The organism is Streptomyces griseoaurantiacus, from assembly GCF_036189845.1.
Taxonomy (GTDB): Bacteria; Actinomycetota; Actinomycetes; order Streptomycetales; family Streptomycetaceae; genus Streptomyces; species Streptomyces griseoaurantiacus.
The window spans coordinates 1,580,406-1,603,537 of record NZ_CP108326.1; the positions used below are offsets into that span (position 1 = coordinate 1,580,406).

21 protein-coding genes are annotated in these 23,132 nt (G+C 72.7%); 13 read left to right on the forward strand and 8 right to left on the reverse strand.

Annotated features, from left to right (window positions below; genetic code table 11):
* Nucleotides 1–132: 132 nt before the first annotated feature.
* The 3 genes from OHB09_RS07170 to tyrS all read left to right on the forward strand — a co-directional run bounded on the left by OHB09_RS07170 (nt 133) and on the right by tyrS (nt 4,413).
* Nucleotides 133–1,656: a TldD/PmbA family protein gene (locus OHB09_RS07170; RefSeq protein WP_093598921.1), complete on the forward strand. Its 1,524-nt coding sequence runs from the start codon at nt 133–135 to the stop codon at nt 1,654–1,656.
* On the forward strand, nt 1,653–3,047 hold the full coding sequence (locus tag OHB09_RS07175; RefSeq protein WP_328921743.1) for a metallopeptidase TldD-related protein: 1,395 nt from the start codon (nt 1,653–1,655) through the stop codon (nt 3,045–3,047). Before OHB09_RS07170 ends, OHB09_RS07175 begins: the two co-directional genes overlap by 4 nt.
* 94 nt (nt 3,048–3,141) lie before the next feature.
* Complete coding sequence (tyrS, locus tag OHB09_RS07180) at nt 3,142–4,413, forward strand: tyrosine--tRNA ligase (RefSeq protein WP_328921744.1); 1,272 nt, start codon at nt 3,142–3,144, stop codon at nt 4,411–4,413.
* A gap of 87 nt (nt 4,414–4,500) precedes the next feature.
* On the opposite strand, the gene OHB09_RS07185 is transcribed toward tyrS, so the two are convergent.
* Nucleotides 4,501–4,785: a GlsB/YeaQ/YmgE family stress response membrane protein gene (locus OHB09_RS07185; RefSeq protein ID WP_093598915.1), complete on the reverse strand. Its 285-nt coding sequence runs from the start codon at nt 4,783–4,785 to the stop codon at nt 4,501–4,503.
* Nucleotides 4,786–5,036: 251 nt separating this feature from the next.
* Between OHB09_RS07185 and OHB09_RS07190 the strand changes: the two genes are divergently transcribed.
* Both OHB09_RS07190 and OHB09_RS07195 read left to right on the forward strand, forming a co-directional pair.
* A complete protein-coding gene (locus OHB09_RS07190; RefSeq protein ID WP_040896843.1) occupies nt 5,037–5,432 on the forward strand; it encodes a DUF3099 domain-containing protein in 396 nt (131 codons plus the stop codon).
* Between the two features lie 213 nt (nt 5,433–5,645).
* Complete coding sequence (locus tag OHB09_RS07195) at nt 5,646–5,900, forward strand: hypothetical protein (protein ID WP_191853199.1); 255 nt, start codon at nt 5,646–5,648, stop codon at nt 5,898–5,900.
* On the opposite strand, the gene moaA is transcribed toward OHB09_RS07195, so the two are convergent.
* The 3 genes from moaA to OHB09_RS07210 all read right to left on the reverse strand — a co-directional run bounded on the left by moaA (nt 5,883) and on the right by OHB09_RS07210 (nt 9,024).
* Nucleotides 5,883–6,872 carry a GTP 3',8-cyclase MoaA gene (gene moaA, locus OHB09_RS07200; protein WP_191852760.1) on the reverse strand — a complete coding sequence of 330 codons (990 nt, stop codon included), beginning with the start codon at nt 6,870–6,872 and terminating at the stop codon, nt 5,883–5,885. The genes OHB09_RS07195 and moaA overlap by 18 nt on opposite strands.
* 164 nt (nt 6,873–7,036) lie before the next feature.
* On the reverse strand, nt 7,037–8,671 hold the full coding sequence (locus tag OHB09_RS07205) for a solute symporter family protein (RefSeq protein ID WP_093598906.1): 1,635 nt from the start codon (nt 8,669–8,671) through the stop codon (nt 7,037–7,039).
* On the reverse strand, nt 8,668–9,024 hold the full coding sequence (locus OHB09_RS07210; protein WP_006143361.1) for a DUF485 domain-containing protein: 357 nt from the start codon (nt 9,022–9,024) through the stop codon (nt 8,668–8,670). Before OHB09_RS07210 ends, OHB09_RS07205 begins: the two co-directional genes overlap by 4 nt.
* Before the next feature lie 382 nt (nt 9,025–9,406).
* Between OHB09_RS07210 and OHB09_RS07215 the strand changes: the two genes are divergently transcribed.
* The 7 genes from OHB09_RS07215 (at nt 9,407) to OHB09_RS07245 (ending at nt 17,421) form a co-directional block, all read left to right on the forward strand.
* A complete protein-coding gene (locus OHB09_RS07215; RefSeq protein WP_391037567.1) occupies nt 9,407–10,933 on the forward strand; it encodes a S8 family peptidase in 1,527 nt (508 codons plus the stop codon).
* Nucleotides 10,934–11,033: 100 nt separating this feature from the next.
* The gene (locus OHB09_RS07220) at nt 11,034–12,440 is read left to right on the forward strand and encodes a CoA transferase (protein ID WP_328921745.1); all 1,407 of its coding nucleotides are present in this window, start codon (nt 11,034–11,036) and stop codon (nt 12,438–12,440) included.
* Between the two features lie 84 nt (nt 12,441–12,524).
* On the forward strand, nt 12,525–13,535 hold the full coding sequence (locus OHB09_RS07225; protein ID WP_006143364.1) for a DEDDh family exonuclease: 1,011 nt from the start codon (nt 12,525–12,527) through the stop codon (nt 13,533–13,535).
* An 88-nt stretch (nt 13,536–13,623) separates the two neighbouring features.
* Nucleotides 13,624–13,857, forward strand: coding sequence for a hypothetical protein (locus tag OHB09_RS07230; RefSeq protein WP_078631246.1), 234 nt, complete (start codon nt 13,624–13,626; stop codon nt 13,855–13,857).
* An 84-nt stretch (nt 13,858–13,941) separates the two neighbouring features.
* On the forward strand, nt 13,942–14,733 hold the full coding sequence (locus tag OHB09_RS07235) for an SURF1 family cytochrome oxidase biogenesis protein (protein WP_167795407.1): 792 nt from the start codon (nt 13,942–13,944) through the stop codon (nt 14,731–14,733).
* Between the two features lie 79 nt (nt 14,734–14,812).
* A complete protein-coding gene (locus tag OHB09_RS07240; protein ID WP_167795408.1) occupies nt 14,813–16,615 on the forward strand; it encodes a glycoside hydrolase family 15 protein in 1,803 nt (600 codons plus the stop codon).
* A gap of 50 nt (nt 16,616–16,665) precedes the next feature.
* Nucleotides 16,666–17,421, forward strand: coding sequence for an SDR family oxidoreductase (locus OHB09_RS07245; RefSeq protein WP_006143368.1), 756 nt, complete (start codon nt 16,666–16,668; stop codon nt 17,419–17,421).
* A gap of 129 nt (nt 17,422–17,550) precedes the next feature.
* Here OHB09_RS07245 and OHB09_RS07250 read toward each other — a convergent pair whose 3' ends face one another.
* The 3 genes from OHB09_RS07250 to OHB09_RS07260 form a co-directional block, all read right to left on the reverse strand.
* Nucleotides 17,551–18,354 (reverse strand): enoyl-CoA hydratase/isomerase family protein, encoded by an 804-nt coding sequence (locus tag OHB09_RS07250; RefSeq protein WP_167796157.1) that lies wholly within the window; start codon nt 18,352–18,354, stop codon nt 17,551–17,553.
* A gap of 144 nt (nt 18,355–18,498) precedes the next feature.
* Nucleotides 18,499–18,720 (reverse strand): helix-turn-helix domain-containing protein, encoded by a 222-nt coding sequence (locus tag OHB09_RS07255; RefSeq protein ID WP_006143370.1) that lies wholly within the window; start codon nt 18,718–18,720, stop codon nt 18,499–18,501.
* 417 nt (nt 18,721–19,137) lie between these two features.
* Nucleotides 19,138–20,736 carry an ABC-F family ATP-binding cassette domain-containing protein gene (locus OHB09_RS07260; RefSeq protein WP_006143371.1) on the reverse strand — a complete coding sequence of 533 codons (1,599 nt, stop codon included), beginning with the start codon at nt 20,734–20,736 and terminating at the stop codon, nt 19,138–19,140.
* 323 nt (nt 20,737–21,059) lie between these two features.
* Between OHB09_RS07260 and OHB09_RS07265 the strand changes: the two genes are divergently transcribed.
* Nucleotides 21,060–21,473, forward strand: coding sequence for a VOC family protein (locus tag OHB09_RS07265; RefSeq protein ID WP_093598891.1), 414 nt, complete (start codon nt 21,060–21,062; stop codon nt 21,471–21,473).
* 88 nt (nt 21,474–21,561) lie between these two features.
* On the opposite strand, the gene OHB09_RS07270 is transcribed toward OHB09_RS07265, so the two are convergent.
* Nucleotides 21,562–23,010 (reverse strand): hypothetical protein, encoded by a 1,449-nt coding sequence (locus OHB09_RS07270; RefSeq protein WP_191852766.1) that lies wholly within the window; start codon nt 23,008–23,010, stop codon nt 21,562–21,564.
* Between the last annotated feature and the right edge of the window lie 122 nt (nt 23,011–23,132).

The window sequence follows — 23,132 nt, forward strand, 5'->3', positions numbered from 1 at the left end:
TGGAGGGGCCGCGGGGGCGCGGGCGGGACGCTGATCGGCGCACGTCCGCGCACGGGCGCTGAAAGGTGTGGTCCGCCGCCCCGCCGACAGGACATCATCGGAACCGACAGGCCACGACAGCAGGGAGACCCCGTGCCGCATACCATCGACGAAGCCTTCACGGCGCTGCCCCTGAGGGCCCTGGCCGACGCCGCCCTCGCCCGGGCCCGGGCGCTGGGGGCCGAGCACGCGGACTTCCGGTTCGAGCGGGTGCGCGGTGCGTCCTGGCGGCTGCGGGACGCCCGGCCCGCCGGATCCTCGGACACCACCGACCTCGGCTACGCGGTGCGGGTGGTGCACGGCGGGTCCTGGGGGTTCGCCTCCGGGGTCGACATGTCGATGGACGCCGCCGCGAAGGTCGCCTCGCAGGCCGTGGCCATGGCGAAGCTGTCGGCGCGGGTGATCGCGGCCGCCGGGTCGAAGGAGCGGGTGGAACTGGCCCACGAGCCCGTGCACGCCGAGAGGACGTGGGTGTCCTCGTACGAGATCGACCCCTTCTCCGTGCCCGACGAGGAGAAGGCGGGACTGCTCGCCGAGTGGAGCGCGCGTCTGCTCGCGGCGGACGGCGTCGACCATGTGGACGCCTCGCTGCTCACCGTGCACGAGAACAAGTTCTACGCCGACACCGCGGGGACGGTGACCACCCAGCAGCGGGTCCGGCTGCATCCGCAGTTCACCGCCGTCTCCGTCGACGGGTCGACCGGCGAGTTCGACTCCATGCGCACCCTCGCGCCCCCGGTGGGCCGCGGCTGGGAGTACCTGAGGGGCACCGGCTGGGACTGGGCGGACGAACTCGACCGGATCCCCGAGCTGCTCGCCGAGAAGATGCGGGCGCCGAGCGTCGAGGGCGGGGTGTACGACCTGGTCGTCGACCCCTCGAACCTGTGGCTGACCATCCACGAGTCGATCGGGCACGCCACCGAACTGGACCGGGCGCTGGGCTACGAGGCCGCCTACGCCGGCACCTCCTTCGCCACCTTCGACAAGCTGGGCAGGCTGAAGTACGGCTCGGAGCTCATGAACGTCACCGGCGACCGCACCGCCGAGCACGGGCTGGCCACCATCGGCTACGACGACGAGGGCGTCGAGGCGCAGTCCTGGGACCTGGTGAAGGACGGCACCCTGGTCGGCTACCAGCTCGACCGGCGGATCGCGCGGCTGACCGGCTTCGAGCGGTCCAACGGGTGCGCGTACGCCGACTCCCCCGGCCATGTGCCCGTGCAGCGCATGGCCAACGTGTCGCTGCGGCCGGACCCGGCAGGGATGTCCACGGAGGACCTGATCGGGGGCGTGGACCGCGGGATCTACGTGGTCGGGGACCGCTCCTGGTCCATCGACATGCAGCGCTACAACTTCCAGTTCACGGGGCAGCGGTTCTTCCGGATCGAGAACGGGCGGCTCACCGGGCAGCTCCGGGACGTCGCCTACCAGGCGACGACCACCGACTTCTGGGGGTCCATGGCGGCCGTCGGCGGCCCCTCCACCTATGTGCTGGGCGGCGCCTTCAACTGCGGCAAGGCCCAGCCGGGCCAGGTCGCCTCGGTGTCGCACGGCTGCCCCTCGGCCCTGTTCCGGGGCGTCAACATCTTGAACACCACCCAGGAGGCCGGTCGATGAGCGCCCGCACCAACAAGCCGCACGAGATCGTCGAGAGGGCCCTGGAGCTGTCCCGGGCGGACGGCTGCGTCGTCGTCGCCGACGAGCACTCCACCGCCAACCTGCGCTGGGCGGGAAACGCGCTGACCACCAACGGCGTCACGCGCGGCCGCACGCTCACCGTGATCGCGGTCGTCGACGGCAAGGAGGGCACGGCCTCCGGCGTGGTCTCCCGCTCGGCGGTGACCGCGGAAGAGCTGGAGCCGCTGGTGCGGGCCGCCGAGGCCGCCGCGCGCGGCGCCGGCCCGGCCGAGGACGCGCAGCCGCTGGTCGCGGACGAGCCCGCCTCTCCCGGCTTCACCGAGCCGCCCGCCGAGACCTCCTCCGCCGTCTTCGACGGCTTCGCGCCCGCCCTCGGGGACGCGTTCGCCCGCGCCCGTTCCGGCGGCCGGGAACTGTACGGCTTCGCCAACCACGAGATGGTCTCCAGTTACCTGGGCAGCTCCACCGGCCTCCGGCTGCGGCACGACCAGCCCACCGGAACCCTGGAGATCAACGCCAAGTCCCCCGACCGCTCCCGTTCGGCGTGGGCCGGCCGCTCCACGCGGGACTTCACCGACGTGGACCCGGCGGCGCTCGACGCGGAACTCGCCGTGCGCCTGGGCTGGGCCGAGCGGCGGGTGGAGCTGCCCGCGGGGCGCTACCAGACGCTGCTGCCGCCGACGGCCGTGGCGGACCTGCTGATCTACCAGCTGTGGTCGTCGGCGGCCCGGGACGCCGCCGAGGGCCGTACGGTCTTCAGCCGGCCCGGCGGCGGCACCCGCGTCGGCGAGAAGCTGTCCGGGCTGCCGCTGACGCTGCGCAGCGACCCGCACGAGCCCGGCCTGGAGTGCGCCCCCTTCGTCCTCGCGCACTCCTCGGGGGACGACCGGTCGGTGTTCGACAACGGGCTGCCGCTCACCTCCACCGAATGGGTCTCCGGCGGTGCTCTGAAGCATCTGACCAGCACCCGGCACAGTGCCGCGCTGACCGGGCTGCCGGTGGCGCCGGCCATCGGGAACCTGATCCTGGACGGGGGCACCGACCGTTCGCTGCAGGAGATGGTCGCGGACACGGACCGGGGCTTGCTGCTGACCTGCCTGTGGTACATCCGCGAGGTGGACCCGGCGACGCTGCTGCTGACCGGGCTGACCCGGGACGGCGTCTACCTGGTCGAGGACGGCGAGGTGACCGGCGAGGTCAACAACTTCCGGTTCAACGAGTCGCCGGTGGACCTGCTGGGGCGGGCCGTCGAGGCGGGGCGGACCGAGAAGACGCTGCCGCGGGAGTGGAGCGACTGGTTCACCAGGGCCGCGATGCCGCCGCTGCGGGTGCCGGATTTCAATATGAGCTCTGTCAGCCAGGGCGTATAACCTCGTAGCGGGCCGTCACCCGACTGCCCGAGGACCCCGGGCGGCACCGCGAGGAGCGGCCCGGGAGCGGTATCACCGAGGAGACGCGAGAACCGTGACGGACATCGTCGACGAGCTGAAGTGGCGCGGGCTGTTCGCCCAGTCCACCGACGAGGACGCTTTGCGCAAGGCGCTCGCGGACGGTCCCGTCACGTTCTATTGCGGTTTCGACCCGACCGCCCCGTCCCTGCACGTGGGGCACCTGGTCCAGGTGCTCACCGTGCGCCGGCTGCAGCAGGCCGGGCACCGGCCGCTGGCGCTGGTCGGCGGGGCCACGGGCCAGATCGGCGACCCCCGGCCGACCGCGGAGCGGACGCTGAACTCGCCGGAGACCGTCGCGGGCTGGGTCGAGCGGCTGCGCGGCCAGATCGAGCCCTTCCTGTCCTTCGAGGGCGAGAACGCGGCCGTCATGGTCAACAACCTGGACTGGACCGCGGGACTGTCCGCGATCGAGTTCCTGCGGGACATCGGCAAGCACTTCCGGGTCAACAAGATGCTGACCAAGGACTCGGTCGCCCGGCGTCTGGAGTCCTCCGAGGGCATCAGCTACACCGAGTTCAGCTACCAGCTCCTGCAGGCGATGGACTTCCTGGAGCTGTACCGGCGGTACGGCTGCACGATGCAGCAGGGCGGCAGCGACCAGTGGGGCAACCTCACGGCCGGCCTCGACCTGCTGCACCGTCTGGAGCCGGACGCCGCCGTCCACGCCTACGCCACCCCGCTGATGACCAAGGCGGACGGCACCAAGTTCGGCAAGACCGAGGGCGGCGCGGTCTGGCTCGACCCGGAGATGACGACGCCGTACGCGTTCTACCAGTTCTGGCTGAACGTGGATGACCGGGACATCTCGGGCTACCTGCGCATCCTCTCCTTCAAGTCCCGCGAGGAACTGGAGGAGCTGGAGCGGCAGACCGAGGAGCGGCCGCAGGCGAGGGCGGCGCAGCGGGCGCTGGCCGAGGAGCTGACGGCGCTGGTGCACGGCCCCGAGCAGGCGGCCGCGGTGATCGCCGCGTCGAAGGCGTTGTTCGGGCAGGGCGAGCTGACCGGTCTGGACGAGGCCACGCTGGCGGCCGCGCTCTCCGAACTGCCGCACGTGAAGGTGGGTGAACTGGCCCCCGTCGTGGACCTGTTCACCGAGGTCGGGCTGGCCCCCAGCAAGTCCGCCGCGCGGCGCACGGTGAAGGAGGGCGGCGCGTACGTGAACAACGTCAAGGTCGCGGCCGAGGACGCGGTCCCCGCGGCGGAGGATCTGCTGCACGGGCGGTGGCTGGTGCTGCGGCGCGGGAAGCGGAACCTGGCGGCGGTGGAGTACACCGGCGGGGCGTGACGCGCGGCGTCCACGGCGGCCGGGCGGACCCGGGTGCGTGCGGTGCGGGGGTCCGTTTCGGGCCTCGCACCGTGGGCGGGTTCCGGTTCAGATCCGTTCGCGCTGCCGGCCCCGGCCGTGCATCGACATGTAGATCATCTCGCCGATGAAGACGAGCACGATCGCCGCGGCGAGCTGGAGGAGGTGCCGCCCCCAGTCGATGCCGCGGGTCTCCCCGATGCCGATGCCCCGGGCGACGGCGTTGCCGACGATGCCGCCGATGAGGCCCATCAGGGTGGTGAGCCAGAGCGGGCTGTGCTGCTTGCCCGGAATGATCAGCTTGGCGAGCAACCCCAGTACGAATCCGACGATGATCGCCCACAACCAGCCCATGATGTCCTCCTCGTACGGCCCGAAATGAGCAGTACGACCAGGCTGGGACGGTCCCCCGGACGGTGCACGCGGGCCGGGGCCGTCCGTGTGACGGCCGCCGCGAGGGCGCTCCCCCGGCGCCCCGGTCCCGTGCCGACCCGCTCTCGTGGCCGGCGCGGGAGGGGCGTACCGTTGAGACGTTCGGGTGCGGCCTGACCGGGTTCGCACCGGTACGGGCCGGGTGGACCGTGGGCAGGCGGGTGGTGGAAGTGATGGCCAGGCGGAGCGGCAACGGCGGCGCCCAGGTGTTCCGGATCACCGGCGCCCGGCAGGGTCTGGCCGAGGACGTGCGAGGACGGCAGCGGCGGTACGTCATCTCGATGGGACTGCGGACCGTCGCGGTGATCCTCGCCGCGAGCCTGTGGAACGTCGAGCGGTACGTGGCGATCGTCGCCCTGGTGCTGGGCGCGGTGCTGCCCTATGTCGCGGTCGTGATCGCCAACGCGGGCCGCGAGAACGCTCCGGGGCTTCCGTCGACCTTCGTGCGGATGCCCAGTGCTCCGATGATTCCGCCGCCGGCCCCCGACCGGGCGGCCGGTCACGACAGCGAGGAGCCCCCGCCCGGAGCGGCCACGGGCGCGCGCGGAGACGCGCACGAGCGGGCCTGACCACGGCGTATCCGCGCAACCGGAATTCCGACCCGTTCGGGAGCCCAAGAATCCTCGGATCAATCGTGCTGTTCCAGTGCCGGGCGACGGGCTACCCGTGACATACTTCGTACGCGCTCCGCATCCCCCGTCGGAGCGACAGACCGACGCCGGGCAGCTCCCCCCGTGGCTGCTCGGCGTCGCCTTGTGACCGGCCGGTATTGTCGCGGTGTGATGGTCCCCGATGATCCCGCCGTTCCGATCTGCTCCGCCAAGGGCTGCCGTGCCTCCGCCGTGTGGGTCCTGGCCTGGAACAACCCCAAGCTGCACACGCCCGAGCGCCGCAAGGCCTGGCTGGCCTGCGAGGAACACCGCGAGCACCTGTCCCAGTTCCTGGGCGTGCGGGGCTTCCTGAAGGACGTCGTACGGTTCGAGGAGTGGGAGCCGGTCGACGAGGGGCCGGGGGGCGGATCAGCCGCCGATCGCTGACATCGGGCGGTCGGGCTGCAGAAAGGTCGGGTCGTCCAGGCCGGATCCGGCCTTCTTCCCCCACATCGCCGCGCGCCAGATCCGGGCGATCTCCTCGTCGGGCGCGCCGGAGCGCAGGGCCTGGCGCAGGTCCGTCTCCTCCCGGGCGAAGAGGCAGGTGCGCACCTGTCCGTCGGCCGTCAGCCGGGTGCGGTCGCAGGCGGCGCAGAACGGGCGGGTGACCGAGGCGATCACGCCCACACGGTGCGGTCCGCCGTCCACGATCCACCGCTCGGCGGGGGCCGCGCCGCGCTCCTCGGCGCCCTCCGCGGTCAGCGTGAAGCGGGTGCGCAGCGCGGTGAGGATGTCCCCGGCGGTGACCATGCCCTCGCGCTTCCAGCCGTGCTGCGCGTCCAGGGGCATCTGCTCGATGAACCGCAGTTCGTAGTCGTGCTCCACGGCCCAGGCGAGGAGGTCGGGGGCCTCGTCCTCGTTGAGGCCGGGCATCAGGACGGTGTTGACCTTGACGGGGGTCAGTCCGGCGGCGCGGGCGGCCTGAAGTCCTTCGAGCACGTCCTTGTGGCGGTCCCTGCGGGTGAGGGTCTTGAAGACCTCGGGGCGCAGGGTGTCCAGGGAGACGTTGACCCGGTCCAGGCCCGCCGCCTTCAGGGCGGGCGCGGTGCGCTTCAGGCCGATGCCGTTGGTGGTGAGGGACATCCGGGGGCGGGTGTCCAGGGCCGCGACCCGTTCGACGATGCCGACGAGGCCGGGGCGCAGCAGCGGTTCACCGCCGGTGAAGCGGACCTCGGTGATGCCGAGCGTGCCGGTCGCGATGTCGATGAGGCGGACGATCTCGTCGTCCGTGAGCAGGTCCGGCTTGGCCAGCCACTGCAGGCCCTCCTCGGGCATGCAGTAGGTGCACCGCAGGTTGCAACGATCGGTGAGCGAAACGCGTAGGTCGGTGGCCACCCGGCCGTAGGTGTCGACGAGCACGTGGGCCCCTCCCTCGGGTCACTGTGAATCTTCCCGACACCCGCGAGCCTACGTGACGCCGCCGACAACGGCCGAAAGGGTTTCGGCCACCTCGTACGCCGGGGCCGCGTCGTGCGGTGCACGACGCGGCCCCGGCGTACGGTCCGGTTGCCCCAGGAGCACGCTCAGTGCGCCCCGGTGCCGGTGAGGGAACGGACCTCCAGCTCCGCGAACTTGCCCTCGTCGGGCTTCTCCTTGGAGAGCAGGGTGCCGATGACGCCCAGCAGGAAGCCGACGGGGATGGAGATGATGCCCGGGTTCTCCAGCGGGAACCAGTGGAAGTCGACGTCGGGGAACATCGAGGACGGCTTGCCCGAGACCACCGGGGAGAACAGCACGAGTCCGACGGCGGTGATCAGGCCGCCGTAGATCGACCACAGGGCGCCGGAGGTGGTGAACCGCTTCCAGAACAGGCTGTAGAGGATGGTCGGCAGGTTGGCGGAGGCGGCGACCGCGAAGGCGAGTGCGACCAGGCCGGCCACGTTGAGGTCGCGGGCCAGGGCGCCCAGCACGATGGAGACGGCGCCGATGCCGATGGTCGCCCAGCGGGCCGCGCGCAGTTCCTCCTTCTCGCTCGCCTTCCCCCTCTTGATGACGTTGGCGTAGATGTCGTGCGCGAACGACGAGGAGGAGGCCAGGGTGAGTCCCGCGACGACGGCGAGGATCGTGGCGAAGGCGACGGCCGAGATCGAGGCGAGCAGGACGGCGCCCCAGTTGGAGTCGACGCCGCCCAGATGGAGGGCGAGCAGGGGGGCCGCGGTGTTGCCCGCCTTGTTGGAGGCGATGATCTCGTCCGGTTTGATCAGCGCGGCGGCGCCGAAGCCGAGGGCGAGGGTCATCAGGTAGAAGGCGCCGATGAGGCCGATGGCCCAGTTGACGGACTTCCGGGCGGTCTTGGCGGTGGGCACCGTGTAGAAGCGGATCAGGATGTGCGGCAGTCCGGCGGTGCCGAGGACCAGGGCGACGCCCAGGGAGATGAAGTCCAGCTTGGTGGTGCCGGTGGCGCCGTACTTCAGTCCGGGTTCGAGGAAGGCGGAGCCCTTGCCGCTGTTCTCGGCGGCCTTGCCGAGCAGGTCGGAGATGTTGAAGTCGAACTTCAGCAGTACCAGGAAGGTCAGCAGGATGGCGCCGATGATCAGCAGCACGGCCTTGACCATCTGCACCCAGGTGGTGCCCTTCATGCCGCCGATGGTGACGTACACGATCATCAGGACGCCCACCAGGGCGACGATCGCGATCTTGCCGCCGTCGCTGGTGATGCCGAGCAGCAGGGAGACGAGGACACCGGCGCCCGCCATCTGGGCCAGCAGGTAGAAGATCGACACGACGATCGTGGAGGTGCCCGCCGCGGTGCGCACCGGGCGCTGCCGCATGCGGTAGGCCAGCACGTCGCCCATGGTGTAGCGGCCGGAGTTGCGCAGGGGTTCGGCGACCAGGAGGAGGGCGACCAGCCAGGCCACCAGGAAGCCGATGGAGTAGAGGAAGCCGTCGTAGCCGGCCAGCGCGATGGCGCCGGCGATGCCGAGGAAGGACGCGGCGGACATGTAGTCGCCGGAGACGGCGAGGCCGTTCTGGAAGCCGCTGAACTGGCGGCCGCCCGCGTAGAAGTCGGCGGCGTTCTTGGTCTGCCGGCCCGCCCAGATGGTGATGACGAGCGTGGCGGCGACGAACACCGCGAACAGGGTGATGATCAGAGTCCGGTGCTCGCTGGCCTCGCCGGCGGCGAGCAGGGTGTGCGTCGCGGGGTGTGCGGGGCTCATGCGCCGCCCTCCATCCGGGCCTTGATGGCATCCGCCTTGGGGTCGAGCTTGGCGGCGGCGTGCCGCGAGTACCACCAGGCGATGAGGAACGTGGTGAGGAACTGGGCGAGGCCGAGCACCAGGGCGACGTTGATGTTGCCGAAGAGCTTGGTGCCCATGAAGTCGCCCGCGTAGTTGGACAGCAGGACGTAGACCAGGTACCAGGCGATGAACGCGATGGTCAGCGGGAAGGCGAACGACCGGTGGGTCCGGCGCAGTTCACCGAACTCGGCGCTCTGCTGCACCGCTGTGAACTCCTCGGTCGACGGGAGCCGGGGTTCGGCTTTCGAAGGGGGAGGTGCGTCGGTGGCCACGAAGTCTCCTCGCGTTGCTGGTGCGTACGGGTGGTGACGACGGTGAACGAGGAGGGTGTGTTTCCGGTCACTCTCCCCGTTCCCTGCTCAAGGTCACGGACCGGCCCGGGGGCCGGTTCAACATCCGCGGCGGCTTTCAGGTGACGTTTCGGCGACGGTCGGGGGCGGGTGCCGGGCTCCCGGGCGCCGTCCGGTCGGGCGCCGTGTTCCGGTGCGGCGGCGCCGCGTTGACGGCTCCATCGAAAATCCGGGCGATTTTGCGAACTCATTGCTGACCAGCGAGGACGCGGGATAGCGTCACCCTGCACCACCCGTCATGTACCTGCCCGGGGCGTCACCCGCGTCCCGGCGCCTTCACGCTTACGGATGATGTGGAGATCCCATGCCTCGTCTGCGTCCGCGCACGCGCTCGCACCGTGTCATAGCCCTGCCGCTCGGAATGGCCATGGCGTCCGCCCTCGCCTTCCTGCCGAACACCGGCGCCTTCGCCGCCGAGGGAGCGCCGAAGGCCGCCACGACCGACGGCACCCCGCTCAGCTACGTCGTCAACACCGCCCCGGGGCACGGTGCTTCGGCGCACCTGAAGCGGGCCATCGCCAAGGCCGGCGGCACGGTCGTCACCTCGTACGACAAGATCGGCGTCCTCGTCGTCCACTCCTCGAACGCCGACTTCGCGAGAACCGTGCGCCGGATACCCGGCGTCCAGTCCGCGGGCGCGACCCGTACCGCCCCGCTGCCCGCCCAGTCGACCACCGACGTCGGCACCCCGAAGGCGCTCACGGCGCAGGAGGTGGCGGGCGCGAAGGCCGCCGCCGGCCAGGACCCGCTGGAGCCCCTGCAGTGGGACCTGCCCGCCATCAAGGCGGACAAGGCGCACCAGAAGACGCTGGGCAGCAGCAAGGTGACCGTCGCCGTCATCGACACCGGCGTCGACGACACCCACCCGGACATCGCGCCCAACTTCAACCGCAAGGCCTCCGTCAACTGCGTGTCCGGCAAGGCGAACACGGCCGACGGCGCCTGGCGGCCCTCCGCCGAGGAGAGCCCGCACGGCACGCACGTGGCGGGCGAGATCGCGGGCGCCAAGAACGGCGTCGGCATCACCGGTGTCGCTCCGGGCGTCAAGGTGGCCGGGATCAAGGTCTCCACGACGGAGGGCTTCTTCTACACCGAGGCCGTGGTGTGCGGCTTCATGTGGGCCGCCGAGCACGGCGTGGACGTCACCAACAACAGCTATTACACCGACCCCTGGTACTTCAACTGCACCGACGACCCGGACCAGAAGGCGCTCGTCACCGCGCTGACCCGGGCCACCCGGTACGCGGAGAAGAAGGGCACGGTCAACGTCGCCGCCGCGGGCAACGAGAACTACGACCTGGCCGCGGACGAGATCACCGACCCCTCCTCCCCCAACGACACCACCCCGGGCGACCGGGTGGTCGACACCTCCAAGTGCTTCGACATCCCGACCCAGTTGCCGGGTGTCGTCACCGTCGCCTCCACGGGCGCCAAGGGCATCAAGTCCTCGTTCTCGAACTACGGCCTCGGCCAGATCGACGTCGCCGCGCCCGGCGGTGACTCGACGGCCTACCAGGCCCCGGCCCCGCCCGCGAACAGCGGTCTCATCCTCGGCCCGCTGCCGGGCGGCTCGTGGGGCTACATGGCGGGTACGTCGATGGCGAGCCCGCACGTCGCCGGTGTGGCCGCGCTCATCAAGTCGACCCACCCGCACGCCCCCGCCGCGCTGGTGAAGGCGCTCCTCTACGCCGAGGCCGACGCCACTCCGTGCACCAAGCCGTACGACATCGACTCGGACGGCAAGGTCGACGCGGTGTGCCAGGGCTCGAAGAACCGCAACGGCTTCTACGGCTGGGGCACCGTGAACGCGCTCAAGGCGGTCACACGCTAGTCGCGTGACACCGGCCGCGCGTGGCAGCGGCCCGGAGGGGCCGGGTTCGTCCGGGGGCGGGCCCGGCCCCTCCGCACGCCCGGGCCCGCATACTGCGCTCATGACCGACGAGCACATCGACATCGCCACTGCTTGGACGGCGCTGGGCGGGGAGCCCTCGCTGCTCCCGGGGGTCTCGACCGTCGTACGGGAGGGGGCGCTCGCCGCCCGGCTGCCCGTGCGGGAACTCGCGCGGGCCTGCGTGGGAGCGTGCGCCCTGGCCGGAGCCGAATGGGGGGCGCGGCGGGCCGGGCTCGCACGGGCGCCCGAGGTGACGGTCGACGACGGGGCCGTCGCGACCGCCTTCCAGAGCGAACGGCATCTGCGGGTCGACGGGCGCGCGACGAGCCCGTTCGCGCCGCTGTCGCGTTTCTGGCGCACCGCGGACGGCTGGGTGCGCACGCACGCCAACTACCCCCACCACCGGGCGCGCCTGCTCGGCGCGCTGGGCCTCACGGCCGACGCCGCCCCTCAGACGGTGGAGGCGGTGCTCGCCGAACGGCCGGCACTCGAGGTGGAGGAGACCGTGTGCGCGGCCGGAGGACTCGCGGTGGCCCTGCGCACGCCCGGGGAATGGGCGGCGCACGAGCAGGGCCGCGCACTGCGCGCGCGCCCTCTCGTGGAGCGCGAGTGCCTGGACGACGCGCCGGCCCGCGCTCCTCTGCCCCTGCCGGAGACCCCCCTGCTCCCGATGGCGGGCCTGCAGGTGCTGGACCTCACCCGGGTCATCGCCGGACCCGTGTCCACCCGCGCGCTCGCCCTGCTCGGCGCCGACGTGCTGCGGATCGACAGCCCCCGGCTCCCCGAGATCCCCGACCAGCACCTCGACATGGACTTCGGCAAGCGGTCCACGACGCTCGACCTGACGGCCCCCGGCGACCGGGCCGCCTTCGAGGACCTCCTGGCCTCGGCCGACGTCCTCGTGACGGGGTACCGGCCCGGCGCGCTCGACCGCCTCGGGCTCTCCGCGCCGGCCCTCGCCGAGCGGCGGCCGGGGCTGGTGGTGGCCCAGTTGTCCGCCTGGGGCGCGTACGGCCCGTGGGGCGGGCGGCGGGGCTTCGACAGCCTGGTGCAGGTCGCCACCGGCATCGCGGTGACCGAGGGCACGGCCGACGGGCGGCCGGGGGCGCTCCCCGCCCAGGCGCTGGACCACGGCACGGGATACCTCATGGCGGCGGCCGTCCTGCGGTCCCTCACCGACCAGACGGAGCGGGGCGGTTCCCGCCTCCTCCGCTTCGCGCTGGCGCGGACGGCGGCCTGGCTGGCAGGGGACGGGACACCGGCGGGCGGCACGGTCGCGGCGAGCCCGGCGCCGCCCTACGAGGACGCCTCGCCCTGGCTCGCGGAGACGGACAGCGGGGCCGGCCGGCTGCGGTACGCCCTGCCGCCGGTGCGCTTCGCGGGCTCCCCCACGACCTGGGACCGGCCGCCGGGGACCTGGGGCGCCGACGCGGCCCGGTGGCGCTGAGGGAACGTCAGGAGGGCCGCGGGGCGCGGGGAGGGGTGAGGTCCGCGACGGGGCTGTCGGTCGGTGCCCGTATTCTCATTGACCATGCTCGAAGACCCTACGATCGCAGCGCCCCCGGCATCCTGGCCGGCCGCGTATCCGCAGGGATACGCGGTCGTCGACGTGGAGACCACCGGCCTGGCGCGGGACGACCGCATCATCTCCGCGGCCGTCTACCGGCTGGACGCGCGCGGCGAGGTCGAGGACCACTGGTACACGACGGTCAACCCGGAGCGCGATCCCGGCCCCGTGTGGATACACGGTCTGACGAGCGAGGCGCTCGAAGGGGCGCCCCTGTTCCACGAGGTGGCCGGGGAGTTCGCGGCCCGGCTTACGGGACGGGTGCTCGTCGCGCACAACGCGGTCTTCGACTGGTCGATGATCGCCCGGGAGTACGCGCGCGCCGGCCAGGAGCCGCCGGTCCGTCAGCGGCTGTGCACGATCGCGCTGTCCAAGGCGCTCGCGCTGCCGCTGCCCAACCACAAGCTGGAGACGCTGGCGGCCCACTTCGGCGTCGTCCAGCGGCGGGCGCACCACGCGCTGGACGACGCGCGCGTGCTCGCCGAGGCGTTCCGGCCGAGCCTGCACGCGGCGGCGCGGGACAACGTCCGGCTGCCGCTGCTGGAGTGCCTGCCGCTGACCGAGTGGTCCGCCACCCCGCGCATCGGCCGCCAGGCCACGCCCCCGGGCGCCTCACGGCCCGGGAGCTGGCGCCAGTCCCGCAAGCTGCCGCCGTGCCCCTACCCCAACCCCGGCCGGTACGAGGAGGGGCGTCCGCTCAAGCAGGGCATGCGGGTGGCCTTCTCCGGGGACACCTCGGTCGACCGCGAACTGCTGGAGGACCGCGCGGTGGACGCCGGACTGCACGTGGCGACGAGCCTGTCCCGCCTCACCAGCCTGCTCGTCACCAATGACCCCGACTCGGGCACGTCGAAGGTCCTCAAGGCCCGGCAGTTCGGCACGCCGGTGGTCGACGAGGCGGCCTTCGGCCAGTTGCTGCAGAACGTGGAGCCGGCCGCGGAGACCGAGGGAGCGAAAGGGAGCAAGCGGGCGTAGGCGGCATGCCGGACGTACGGGTGACGGTGCGGCGACTCGCCCCGGAGGTCGCCCGCCCGGTGCCGCACGGCACCGCACCCTGTCCCCCATGGCACGTTGCGAGGTCTGCGGAAACGACTACGGCATGACGTTCGAGGTGCACGCACAGGGTGCCGTGCACGTCTTCGACTGCTTCTCCTGCGCGATCCACCGGATGGCCCCGATCTGCGAGCACTGCCGGGTGCAGATCATCGGCCAGGGCGTCGAGGTGGACGGCCACTGGTACTGCGGCGCGCACTGCGCCCGCGCGGAGGGGAGGGCGGGCATCACCGACAAGGTCTGAGGCAAGGGCTGAGACCCGGGCCGCCGGGATGCGGCGGGGGACCCTACCGGCCGGGGCCCTCGGCCCAGGAGGTACCGTCGTCGGGTGTACCGCTTCCTGTTGTCCCGGCAGTGGGTGATCCTCACCCTCATCGCACTCCTGCTCATCCCGACGATGATCGAGCTGGGCTTCTGGCAGTTGCACCGGCACCAGCACAAGGTGGCGCTGAACACGGTGATAGGCGACTCGCTGGCCGCGAAGCCGGTGCCCGCCGAGTCGCTCACCGCCCCGGGCGGCGAGGTCAAGCACGTCGACCTGTACCGCAGGGTGACCGCCAGGGGCACCTTCGACACCGCGCACGAGGTCGTCGTCCGGCGCCGCACGAACACCGACGGCGAGGTCGGCTACCACGTGCTGACCCCGTTCGTCCTGGACGACGGCAAGGTGCTGCTGGTCAACCGGGGCTGGATCCCCGCGGACGGCGCGCAGACCGAGTTCCCGAAGATCCCGGCGCCCGCGCGCGGCGAGATCACGGTCACCGGGCGCCTCATGCCGGACCAGACGACCGCCGACAGCGGCATCAAGAACGTCAAGGGCCTGCCCGACCGCCAGGTCATGCTGATCAACAGCGAGGTGGAGGCCGACCGGCTGGGCAGGCCGGTGCTCGCCGGTTACGTGGAGCAGACGGCCCCCGAGCCCGCGGGCGGCGCCCCGGAACTGATCCCGGACCCCAATCACAGCGACATCGGCCCCCACATGGCGTACGCCGTCCAGTGGTGGCTGTTCTCCGCCGGCGTCCCGGTGGGCTGGGTCGTCCTCGCCCGGCGCGAGGCACGGGACCGGGCGGGCCAGAAGCGCGAGGACACGGCGAAGGCGCGGGAACCCGCGGCGGCATAGGTTCTCCGCACCGTCCGCGCCCGCCTGCCGGCCGGAAGTGCGTGATTGCGCCGGTCCCGATCCGGGAACCCCGAGGCGCATGGAAGTGCGCATCGAGGACTACGCCCTCATCGGTGACGAACAGACGGCCGCGCTGGTCAGCAGGACGGGTTCCATCGACTGGCTGTGCCTGCCCCGGTTCGACTCCGGGGCCTGCTTCGCCGCCCTGCTGGGTGACAAGCACAACGGCCACTGGCGTCTCGCGCCCAAGGGGGCCGGCCTCTGCGACCGGCGGGCCTACCGCCCCGACTCCCTCGTCCTGGACACCGAGTGGGACACCCCCGAGGGGTCGGTCCGCGTCACCGACCTGATGCCGCAGCGCGACCGGGCCCCCGACGTCGTCCGCATCGTCGAGGGCCTGTCCGGCGCCGTCACCATGCGCGGAGCGCTCCGGCTGCGCTTCGACTACGGCTCGATCGTCCCGTGGATGCGCCGCACCGACGGTCATCGGGTGGCGGTCGCCGGACCCGACGCGGTCTGGCTGCGCAGCGAGCCCCCGGTGCGCACCTGGGGCGAGGACTTCTGCACCCACTCGGAGTTCACCGTGCACGCGGGGCAGAAGGTCGCCTTCGTCCTCACCTGGCACCCCTCCCACGAGCCGCGCCCCCCGCTCGTCGACCCGCACGGCGCCCTGCGCACCAGCCTCGCGGACTGGCAGGAGTGGGCCGCCCGGTGCCGCTACGACGGGCCCCACCGGGACGCCGTCGTGCGCTCCCTGATCACGCTCAAGGCGCTCACCTACCGGCCGACCGGCGGCATCGTCGCCGCCCCGACCACCTCGCTGCCCGAGCAGCTCGGCGGGGTCCGCAACTGGGACTACCGCTACTCCTGGCTGCGCGATTCCACGCTCACCCTGAACGCGCTCCTCGGCGCCGGCTACCTGGAGGAGGCCGAGGCGTGGCGCGACTGGCTGCTGCGCGCGGTCGCCGGCGACCCCGCCGACCTGCAGATCATGTACGGCATCTCGGGCGAACGGCGGCTGCGGGAGGTGGAGCTGCCGTGGCTCTCCGGCTACGCGGGCGCCTCCCCCGTGCGCACCGGCAACGACGCGGTGACCCAGCTCCAGCTCGACGTGTACGGCGAGGTCATCGACTCCCTCTCCCTCGGGCTCAGCGCGGGCCTGCCCGAGAAGCCGCACATGTGGCAGGTGCAGCGGGCACTCATGGACTTCCTGCGCACCGCCTGGAAACAGCCCGACGAGGGCCTGTGGGAGGTGCGCGGCGGCCGCCGGCACTTCGTGTACTCCAAGGTCATGGCCTGGGTGGCCGCCGACCGCGCGGTCCGCGCCCTGGAGGAGAACCCCCAGCTCGGCGGCGACCTGGAGGGCTGGCGGGCGATGCGGGAGGAGGTGCACCAGGAGGTGTGCGCACGCGGGTACGACCCGAAGCGGAACACGTTCACCCAGTTCTACGGCTCCAGTGAGCTGGACGCCTCGCTGCTGCTCATCCCCCGGGTCGGTTTCCTGCCGCCGGAGGACCCCCGGGTCGTCGGCACGGTCGACGCGGTCCGGGAGGAGCTCGGCCACGATGGCTTCGTGCGCCGCTACAGCACGGCGGGCCCGAACGTCGACGGGCTGCCCGGCGACGAGGGGACGTTCCTGGTGTGCTCCTTCTGGCTCGCGGAGGCGCTGCATCTGACGGGCCGCACGCGGGAGGCCCGGGAGCTGTTCGAACGGAGCGTCGCCCTGGCCAATGACGTCGGGCTGCTCGCCGAGGAGTACGACCCCGTGGACGGCCGCCAGCTCGGCAACTTCCCGCAGGCCTTCAGCCACCTGGGCCTGGTGAACACCGCGCTGTGCCTGTACGGGGGCAAGGGGGCAAGTCCCGCTTTCCCCGAGCGGTGAGACCCCTCGGACGGGTGTGCGCGGGGCGGGCGGAGAGGCAGGATGGGGCCATGGATCTTGGACTGAAGGATCGTGTGTACGTGGTCACCGGGGGGACCCGGGGGCTGGGCAACGCCACGGCGCGGGAACTGGTGGCCGACGGCGCCAAGGTGGTGCTCACCGGGCGCGAGGAGAAGGGCGCGGCCGCGGCCGCCGCGGAGCTGGGGCCGGACGCGGTGGGCGTGGCCGCGGACAACGGCGACCCGGAGGCCCCGGCCCGGCTGGTCGCGACAGCCCGGGAGCGCTTCGGCGGCTTCCACGGCGTACTGGTCAGCGTGGGCGGGCCGCCGCCCGGACTCGTGGCCGACAACACCGACGCCCAGTGGGCCGCCGCGCTCGAATCCGTGTTCATGGGCGCGGTGCGGATGGCACGCACGGCCGCGGCGGAACTCCCCGAGGGCGGGGTCATCGGGTTCGTGCTGTCGGGCTCGGTGTACGAGCCGGTTCCCGGGCTGACGATCTCCAACGGGCTGCGCCCGGGACTGGCGGGGCTCGCCAAGTCGCTCGCGGACGAGCTGGGGCCGCGCGGCATCCGGGTGGTGGGGCTGCTGCCGGTCCGGATCGACACCGACCGGGTGCGCGAGCTGGACGCGGCGTCCGCCGATCCGGCGGCCACCCGCCGCGAGCAGGAATCGCGGATTCCGCTGCGGCGCTACGGGACGCCGGAGGAGTTCGGGCGGGTCGCCGCCTTCGTGCTCTCACCGGCCGCCTCGTATCTCACGGGGCTGATGCTGCCGGTGGACGGCGGCGCGCTGCGCGGCTTCTGAGCCGGGGGCGCCCGACGCGGGGATCGAGAGCTTTCCCGTGTCACGTCGCGGGCGAGGCGGGGCGGCTGCCTCCCGGCTCCCCGCCCCGCCCGCCCGCACTGCACGTGATCCCGGTCCCCTCGGGCCGGCTCAGTCGGCCAGGCCCGCCAGGTCCCGGAGCCGACGGGCCTGGGCGGCCCGTTCCGCCGCGCGCTGCTCGTCGAAGGTGCGGTCCCGCGCCCCGCGCAGCAGGGCCTTCGTCTCCACCACGGCGTCCCTCGGGGCGGCCAGCAGCGCGTCCACGAGATCGCGCACCGTGTCGTCGAGCTGCTCGCCGGGGACCGCGGCGTTGGCCAGGCCGGTGCTGACGGCCTCCTCCGCGTGCACGAAGCGGCCCGTGGCGCAGATCTCCAGCGCGCGGGCGTAACCGACGAGGCCGACGAGCGGGTGCGTACCCGTGAGGTCCGGCACCAGTCCGAGGCTGGTCTCGCGCATGGCGAACTGCACGTCGTCCGCGACGACGCGCAGGTCACAGGCGAGCGCCAGCTGGAAACCGGCGCCGATGGCATGCCCCTGCACGGCGGCGACGGACACGAGGTCGTTGCGCCGCCACCAGGTGAACGCCTCCTGGTACGCGGCGATCGTGGCGTCCAGTTCGGCGTCCTCGCTCCGGGCGAGGCCGATGAACGAGGGCTCGCCGGGAATTCCCTCGGGCGTGAGCATCTGCCGGTCGAGGCCCGCCGAGAAGGACTTGCCCTCGGCGCGCAGCACGACCACCCGCACGGAACCCGGCAGCAGCCGGCCGACCTCGATCAGCGTGCGCCACAGGGCGGGGCCCTGGGCGTTGCGCTTGGCGGGGTTGGCCAGCGTCACCGTGGCGACCGCGTCGTCCACGGTGAGGCGTACGCCGTCCTTGTCGAGTACCGGTTCGAGGTCGAGTCCGAGCGAAGCCATGGGGGCGCCTCCGAAGGGGTGCGGTCGTCGGGGACGCCGTGCTCCGGCATCCCAAGTGACTGCACAGTAACCACCCGGTCGGTCACCCGACCGTCCGGGTGGTCACCATCGGAGAACCGATGGCCGCCTTCGGACTCGAGGGCCTCAGGCGGAGGCGGACTTCTTTCCGCGGGTCGCTCCGCCGCGTCCACGCAGCGTGACGCCCGACTCGCTGAGCATCCGGTGCACGAAGCCATACGAGCGGCCGGTCTCTTCGGCCAGCGCCCGGATGCTCGCACCGGAGTCGTACTTCTTCTTCAGGTCTGCCGCGAGCTTGTCGCGCGCGGCGCCGGTCACCCGGCTGCCCTTCTTCAGAGTCTCGGCCACCCGTGCCTCCTCATGGGAAGTGCGCTCTGGTCCTCTCATGATCACCCCTCCGGGGCGGGTTGGCCACCCATTCGGCAAGGTCGATGAGAGACGGTTTTGACGACAGGAGCGGGTCCCCACAAACGGAGGGAAGTATTCCGATCGCTGATTTCCCGCACGCCCGCACGAGCGCGCCCATGAACCAGCAGGTCACGGACGCGCGACGGCCGGGCCCCCGCGAAAGGGGGGCCCGGCCGGAAGAGCGGTGCGCGACGCACCGGGGTACGAGGAGATCTCACACAGATGGTGGATCACGCGTGGGTCGAATGATCCATGCGCAAGGGATCATGTCCCGGTCCCGGGAGGGACACGGGACGAGGGAAGCGGCCCACGGGCGCGGACGGGGGCCGCAGGGGGCGGCCGAGGCGCGCCCCGGGGTCAGGCGAGGGCGACCAGGTCCGCGTAGTCGGAGCCCCACAGGTCCTCGACGCCGTCCGGGAGCAGGATGATCCGCTCCGGCTGCAGCGCCTCCACCGCGCCCTCGTCGTGCGTGACCAGGACGACGGCGCCCTTGTAGGTGCGCAGCGCGCCGAGGATCTCCTCGCGGCTGGCCGGGTCGAGGTTGTTGGTGGGCTCGTCCAGGAGCAGCACGTTCGCGGAGGAGACGACGAGGGTGGCCAGCGCGAGCCGGGTCTTCTCACCGCCGGAGAGGACACCGGCCGGCTTGTCCACGTCGTCGCCGGAGAACAGGAAGGAGCCGAGCACCTTGCGGACCTCGACGAGGTCCATGTCGGGCGCGGCCGAGCGCATGTTCTCCAGCACCGTGCGCTCGGGGTCGAGGGTCTCGTGCTCCTGCGCGTAGTAGCCGAGCTTGAGGCCGTGGCCGGGGACGACCGCGCCGGTGTCGGGCTGCTCGACGCCGCCCAGCAACCGCAGCAGCGTCGTCTTGCCGGCGCCGTTGAGGCCGAGGATGACGACCCGGGAGCCCTTGTCGATGGCCAGGTCGACGTCGGTGAAGATCTCCAGGGAGCCGTACGACTTCGACAGGCCCTCCGCCATGAGCGGGGTCCTGCCGCAGGGGGCCGGCTCGGGGAAGCGGAGCTTGGCGACCTTGTCGGACTGGCGGACCGCCTCCAGGCCGGCCAGGAGCTTGTCGGCGCGGCGGGCCATGTTCTGCGCGGCGACCGTCTTGGTGGCCTTGGCGCGCATCTTGTCGGCCTGCGAGTGGAGCGCGGCGGCCTTCTTCTCGGCGTTCTGCCGCTCCCGCTTGCGCCGCTTCTCGTCGGCCTCCCGCTGCTGCTGGTACAGCTTCCAGCCCATGTTGTAGACGTCGATCTGGGAGCGGTTGGCGTCCAGGTAGAACACCTTGTTGACGACCGTCTCGACCAGGTCGACGTCGTGGGAGATGACGATGAAGCCGCCGCGATAGGTCCGCAGGTAGTCGCGCAGCCAGACGATCGAGTCGGCGTCGAGGTGGTTGGTGGGCTCGTCCAGCAGCAGGGTGTCCGCGTCGGAGAACAGGATGCGGGCCAGCTCGATGCGGCGGCGCTGACCGCCGGAGAGGGTGTGCAGGGGCTGGCCGAGCACGCGGTCGGGCAGGTTGAGCGCGGCGGCGATGGTCGCGGCCTCGGCCTCGGCGGAGTAACCGCCCTTGGTGAGGAACTCGGTCTCCTGGCGCTCGTACTGCTTCAGCGCCTTCTCCCGGGTGGCGCCCTGCCCGTTGGCGATGCGCTGCTCGTTCTCGCGCATCTTGCGCAGCAGTGTGTCGAGGCCGCGCGCGGAGAGGATGCGGTCGCGGGCGAGCACGTCGAGGTCGCCGGTGCGGGGGTCCTGCGGGAGGTAGCCGACCTCGCCGGAGCGGGTCACGGTGCCGGCGGCGGGCATGCCCTCGCCCGCCAGGACCTTGGTGAGGGTGGTCTTGCCGGCGCCGTTGCGTCCGACCAGTCCGATGCGGTCGCCCTTGGCGACGCGGAAGGTGGCGGACTCGATGAGGATGCGGGCACCGGCACGCAGCTCGATGCCGGAAGCGGAAATCACGGACAGACTCCAGTAGCGGGTGAGGCGGGACGGGCGGCTGAGGGCGTTCCCGCTGTCTAATGCGCGAGGAGAATGGCCATGGGCCAAGTCTAACGGGGGTGCGCAAGCGGTTTGCCCCGTCCGCGGGACTGCGCCGCGGACCGCACTCGGGCCGCCCTCCCGCCTGCCTCGCCCGTGCCGTGCGCGCCGCCCGCTTACTCCTCCCGGGTAGGACCGCGCCGTTTCCCGAGGCGTTGTCAGTGGTGGGTGCCAGACTGTGAAGCAGGCCACATTCCGGGCGGGCGGAGCGCGGAGGCACGGGCCGCGAGAGGAGCGTGAACGACATGGCAGGCAGGGGTGGCGGGCGTCCGAGCGTCTTTCCCACGTTGCTGTACGCGGACGCGTCGGCGGCGATCGGTCAGCTCACCGCGGCGTTCGGTTTCACCGAACTCGCGGTGTACGAGGGCGAGGACGGCAAGGTGGTGCACGCCGAACTGGTGCAGGGCGAGGGCGCGGTGATGCTCGGCTCCCGGGGCCGGGGCGGCCGCTTCGACGAGGCGATGAAGGGGGGCGGCCCGGCCGGGGTCTACGTCGTGGTGGACGACGTGGACGCGCACCACCGAAGAGCGGTGGAGCACGGCGCGGAGATCCTGATGCCCCCGACGGACCAGGACTACGGCTCGCGGGACTACATGGCCCGGGACGTGGAGGGCAACATCTGGAGCTTCGGCACGTACGCGCCGGACACCGGGGGCTGAGCGCCGGGCGGTCCCCCGACGGCCCGGGCCGGCCGGCCCGGTGGCACGGAACGTCGGGCCGCCGGGCCGCTGCCGGGAGGGCGTGGGTTCAGCCGCCGGTGTGGACCTGGAAGGCGGCTCTTCGCACGGCTCTGGCCAGCGCCGGGTCGGGGTGGGCGGCGGCGAGCGCGACGAGCACCTGCACGGTGCGCGGGTGGCCGACGGCACGCACCTCGTCCAGGAGCGCGGGCACGGTGGGCTGCACGGCGGACTCCAGGTGGCGTACGAGGAGCGGCGCCTCCCCGTGGTCGGCGACGGCGGCGGCGGTGTCCACCCACAGCCAGGTGGCCTCCTCGCGGGTGAGCACCTCGTGGGCGTCCTCGGGGTCGACGCCCTCCTGCTCGGCGAGCCAGAGCAGGGCGTAGGGGCGCAGCCCGGCCTCCTCGGCGGCGGCGCGCACCTCGGGTTCGGCGGGGGCGCCGACGACGCGCAGGGCCTCGAAGGCGAGGCCGCGCAGCAGCGCGTCCTCACCGCGGGCGGCCTCGAGGAGTTCGGTGACAGCGCCGCCGACGGGGCGGGCGGCGAGCCAGGCGCGGTACTCGGCGCGGGCGGCGTTGGGCCGGAGCTGGGCGCAGCCGCGGAGCATGTCCTCGGCGGCGACCTCGATGTTGCCGGCCGGGCTCTGCGCGGCCACGCAGATCTGCTCGAGCTTGACCCAGACCGCCCAGCTCCCGAGCGGGGTGAGCGTGGCCTGTCCCTCGCCGTAGGTCAGCGCACCGACGGCGGCGAGCGCTCCCAGCGCCCAGTCCAGGAGGGGGGCGAGGGTGACGGCGTCGGCCGGCTCGGGGAGCACGACGGGGGCGGCCGGGTCGACGGCCCTCAGGCCGCCGCCGGTCGGGGCGACGGGATCGGGCGCCGGGCCGTAGGGGACCTCGCAGCGTTCGGTGCGCAGTTCGGTGACGCGCTGGCGCAGCAGGTCGAGGAGCTGCTCCACGGGGACGGGCCCGGCGGAGAGCTGGAGGAAGGAGAGGAGCTGGGGCATCGCGGAGACGACCTCGGCGATGTCGGCGTGTTCCCGGTCCGAGGGTTCCGGGGAGGCCAGCGACCAGGCGTCGAACAGGGCGACCCAGCCCCGCAGTACGGCGCTGTCGTCGCGGTCCCAGGCGCGCAGCCGCCAGCCGGAGCGGGCGCTGTCGCCGTGCACCTCGACGAGACCGGCGAGGCGTGCGGTGTCCCAGTCGGCGCGCACCTGAGCGACGGTCAGACCCAGTTCCGCGGCGGCGGATTCGGCGGTCCGGGCGGAGAGGGTGCCCCCGCCCCCGGGCCCCGCCCCGTCGCGGCCGGGACGCAGGGCGGTGTCGGCCCAGCGGGCGACCGTGGCGGCGGCGGACAGCCGGGCGCGGGCCATGCGGGCCAGTTCCGCCGGTGGCGGGGTGCCCTCCGGCGGCCGGGGCGCGGGGCGGCGCGTGCGGTGCTGGTTCACCGCTCGGGGAGCGGCGGCCAGGGGCCGCGGGCGGACGAGACGGAGCCTGGAGTCGCGCGGGGTACGGGACGTCACAGGGGCAGTCTTCCGGTTGACGGTCCGAAAACCCAAACGGAAGGCGGGCGCCGGGCCCGCGCCACGCCGCGGAGGCTGCGCGAGCACCGTCCCGCACCCCGCCGACCGGAAGGAAACCGGGC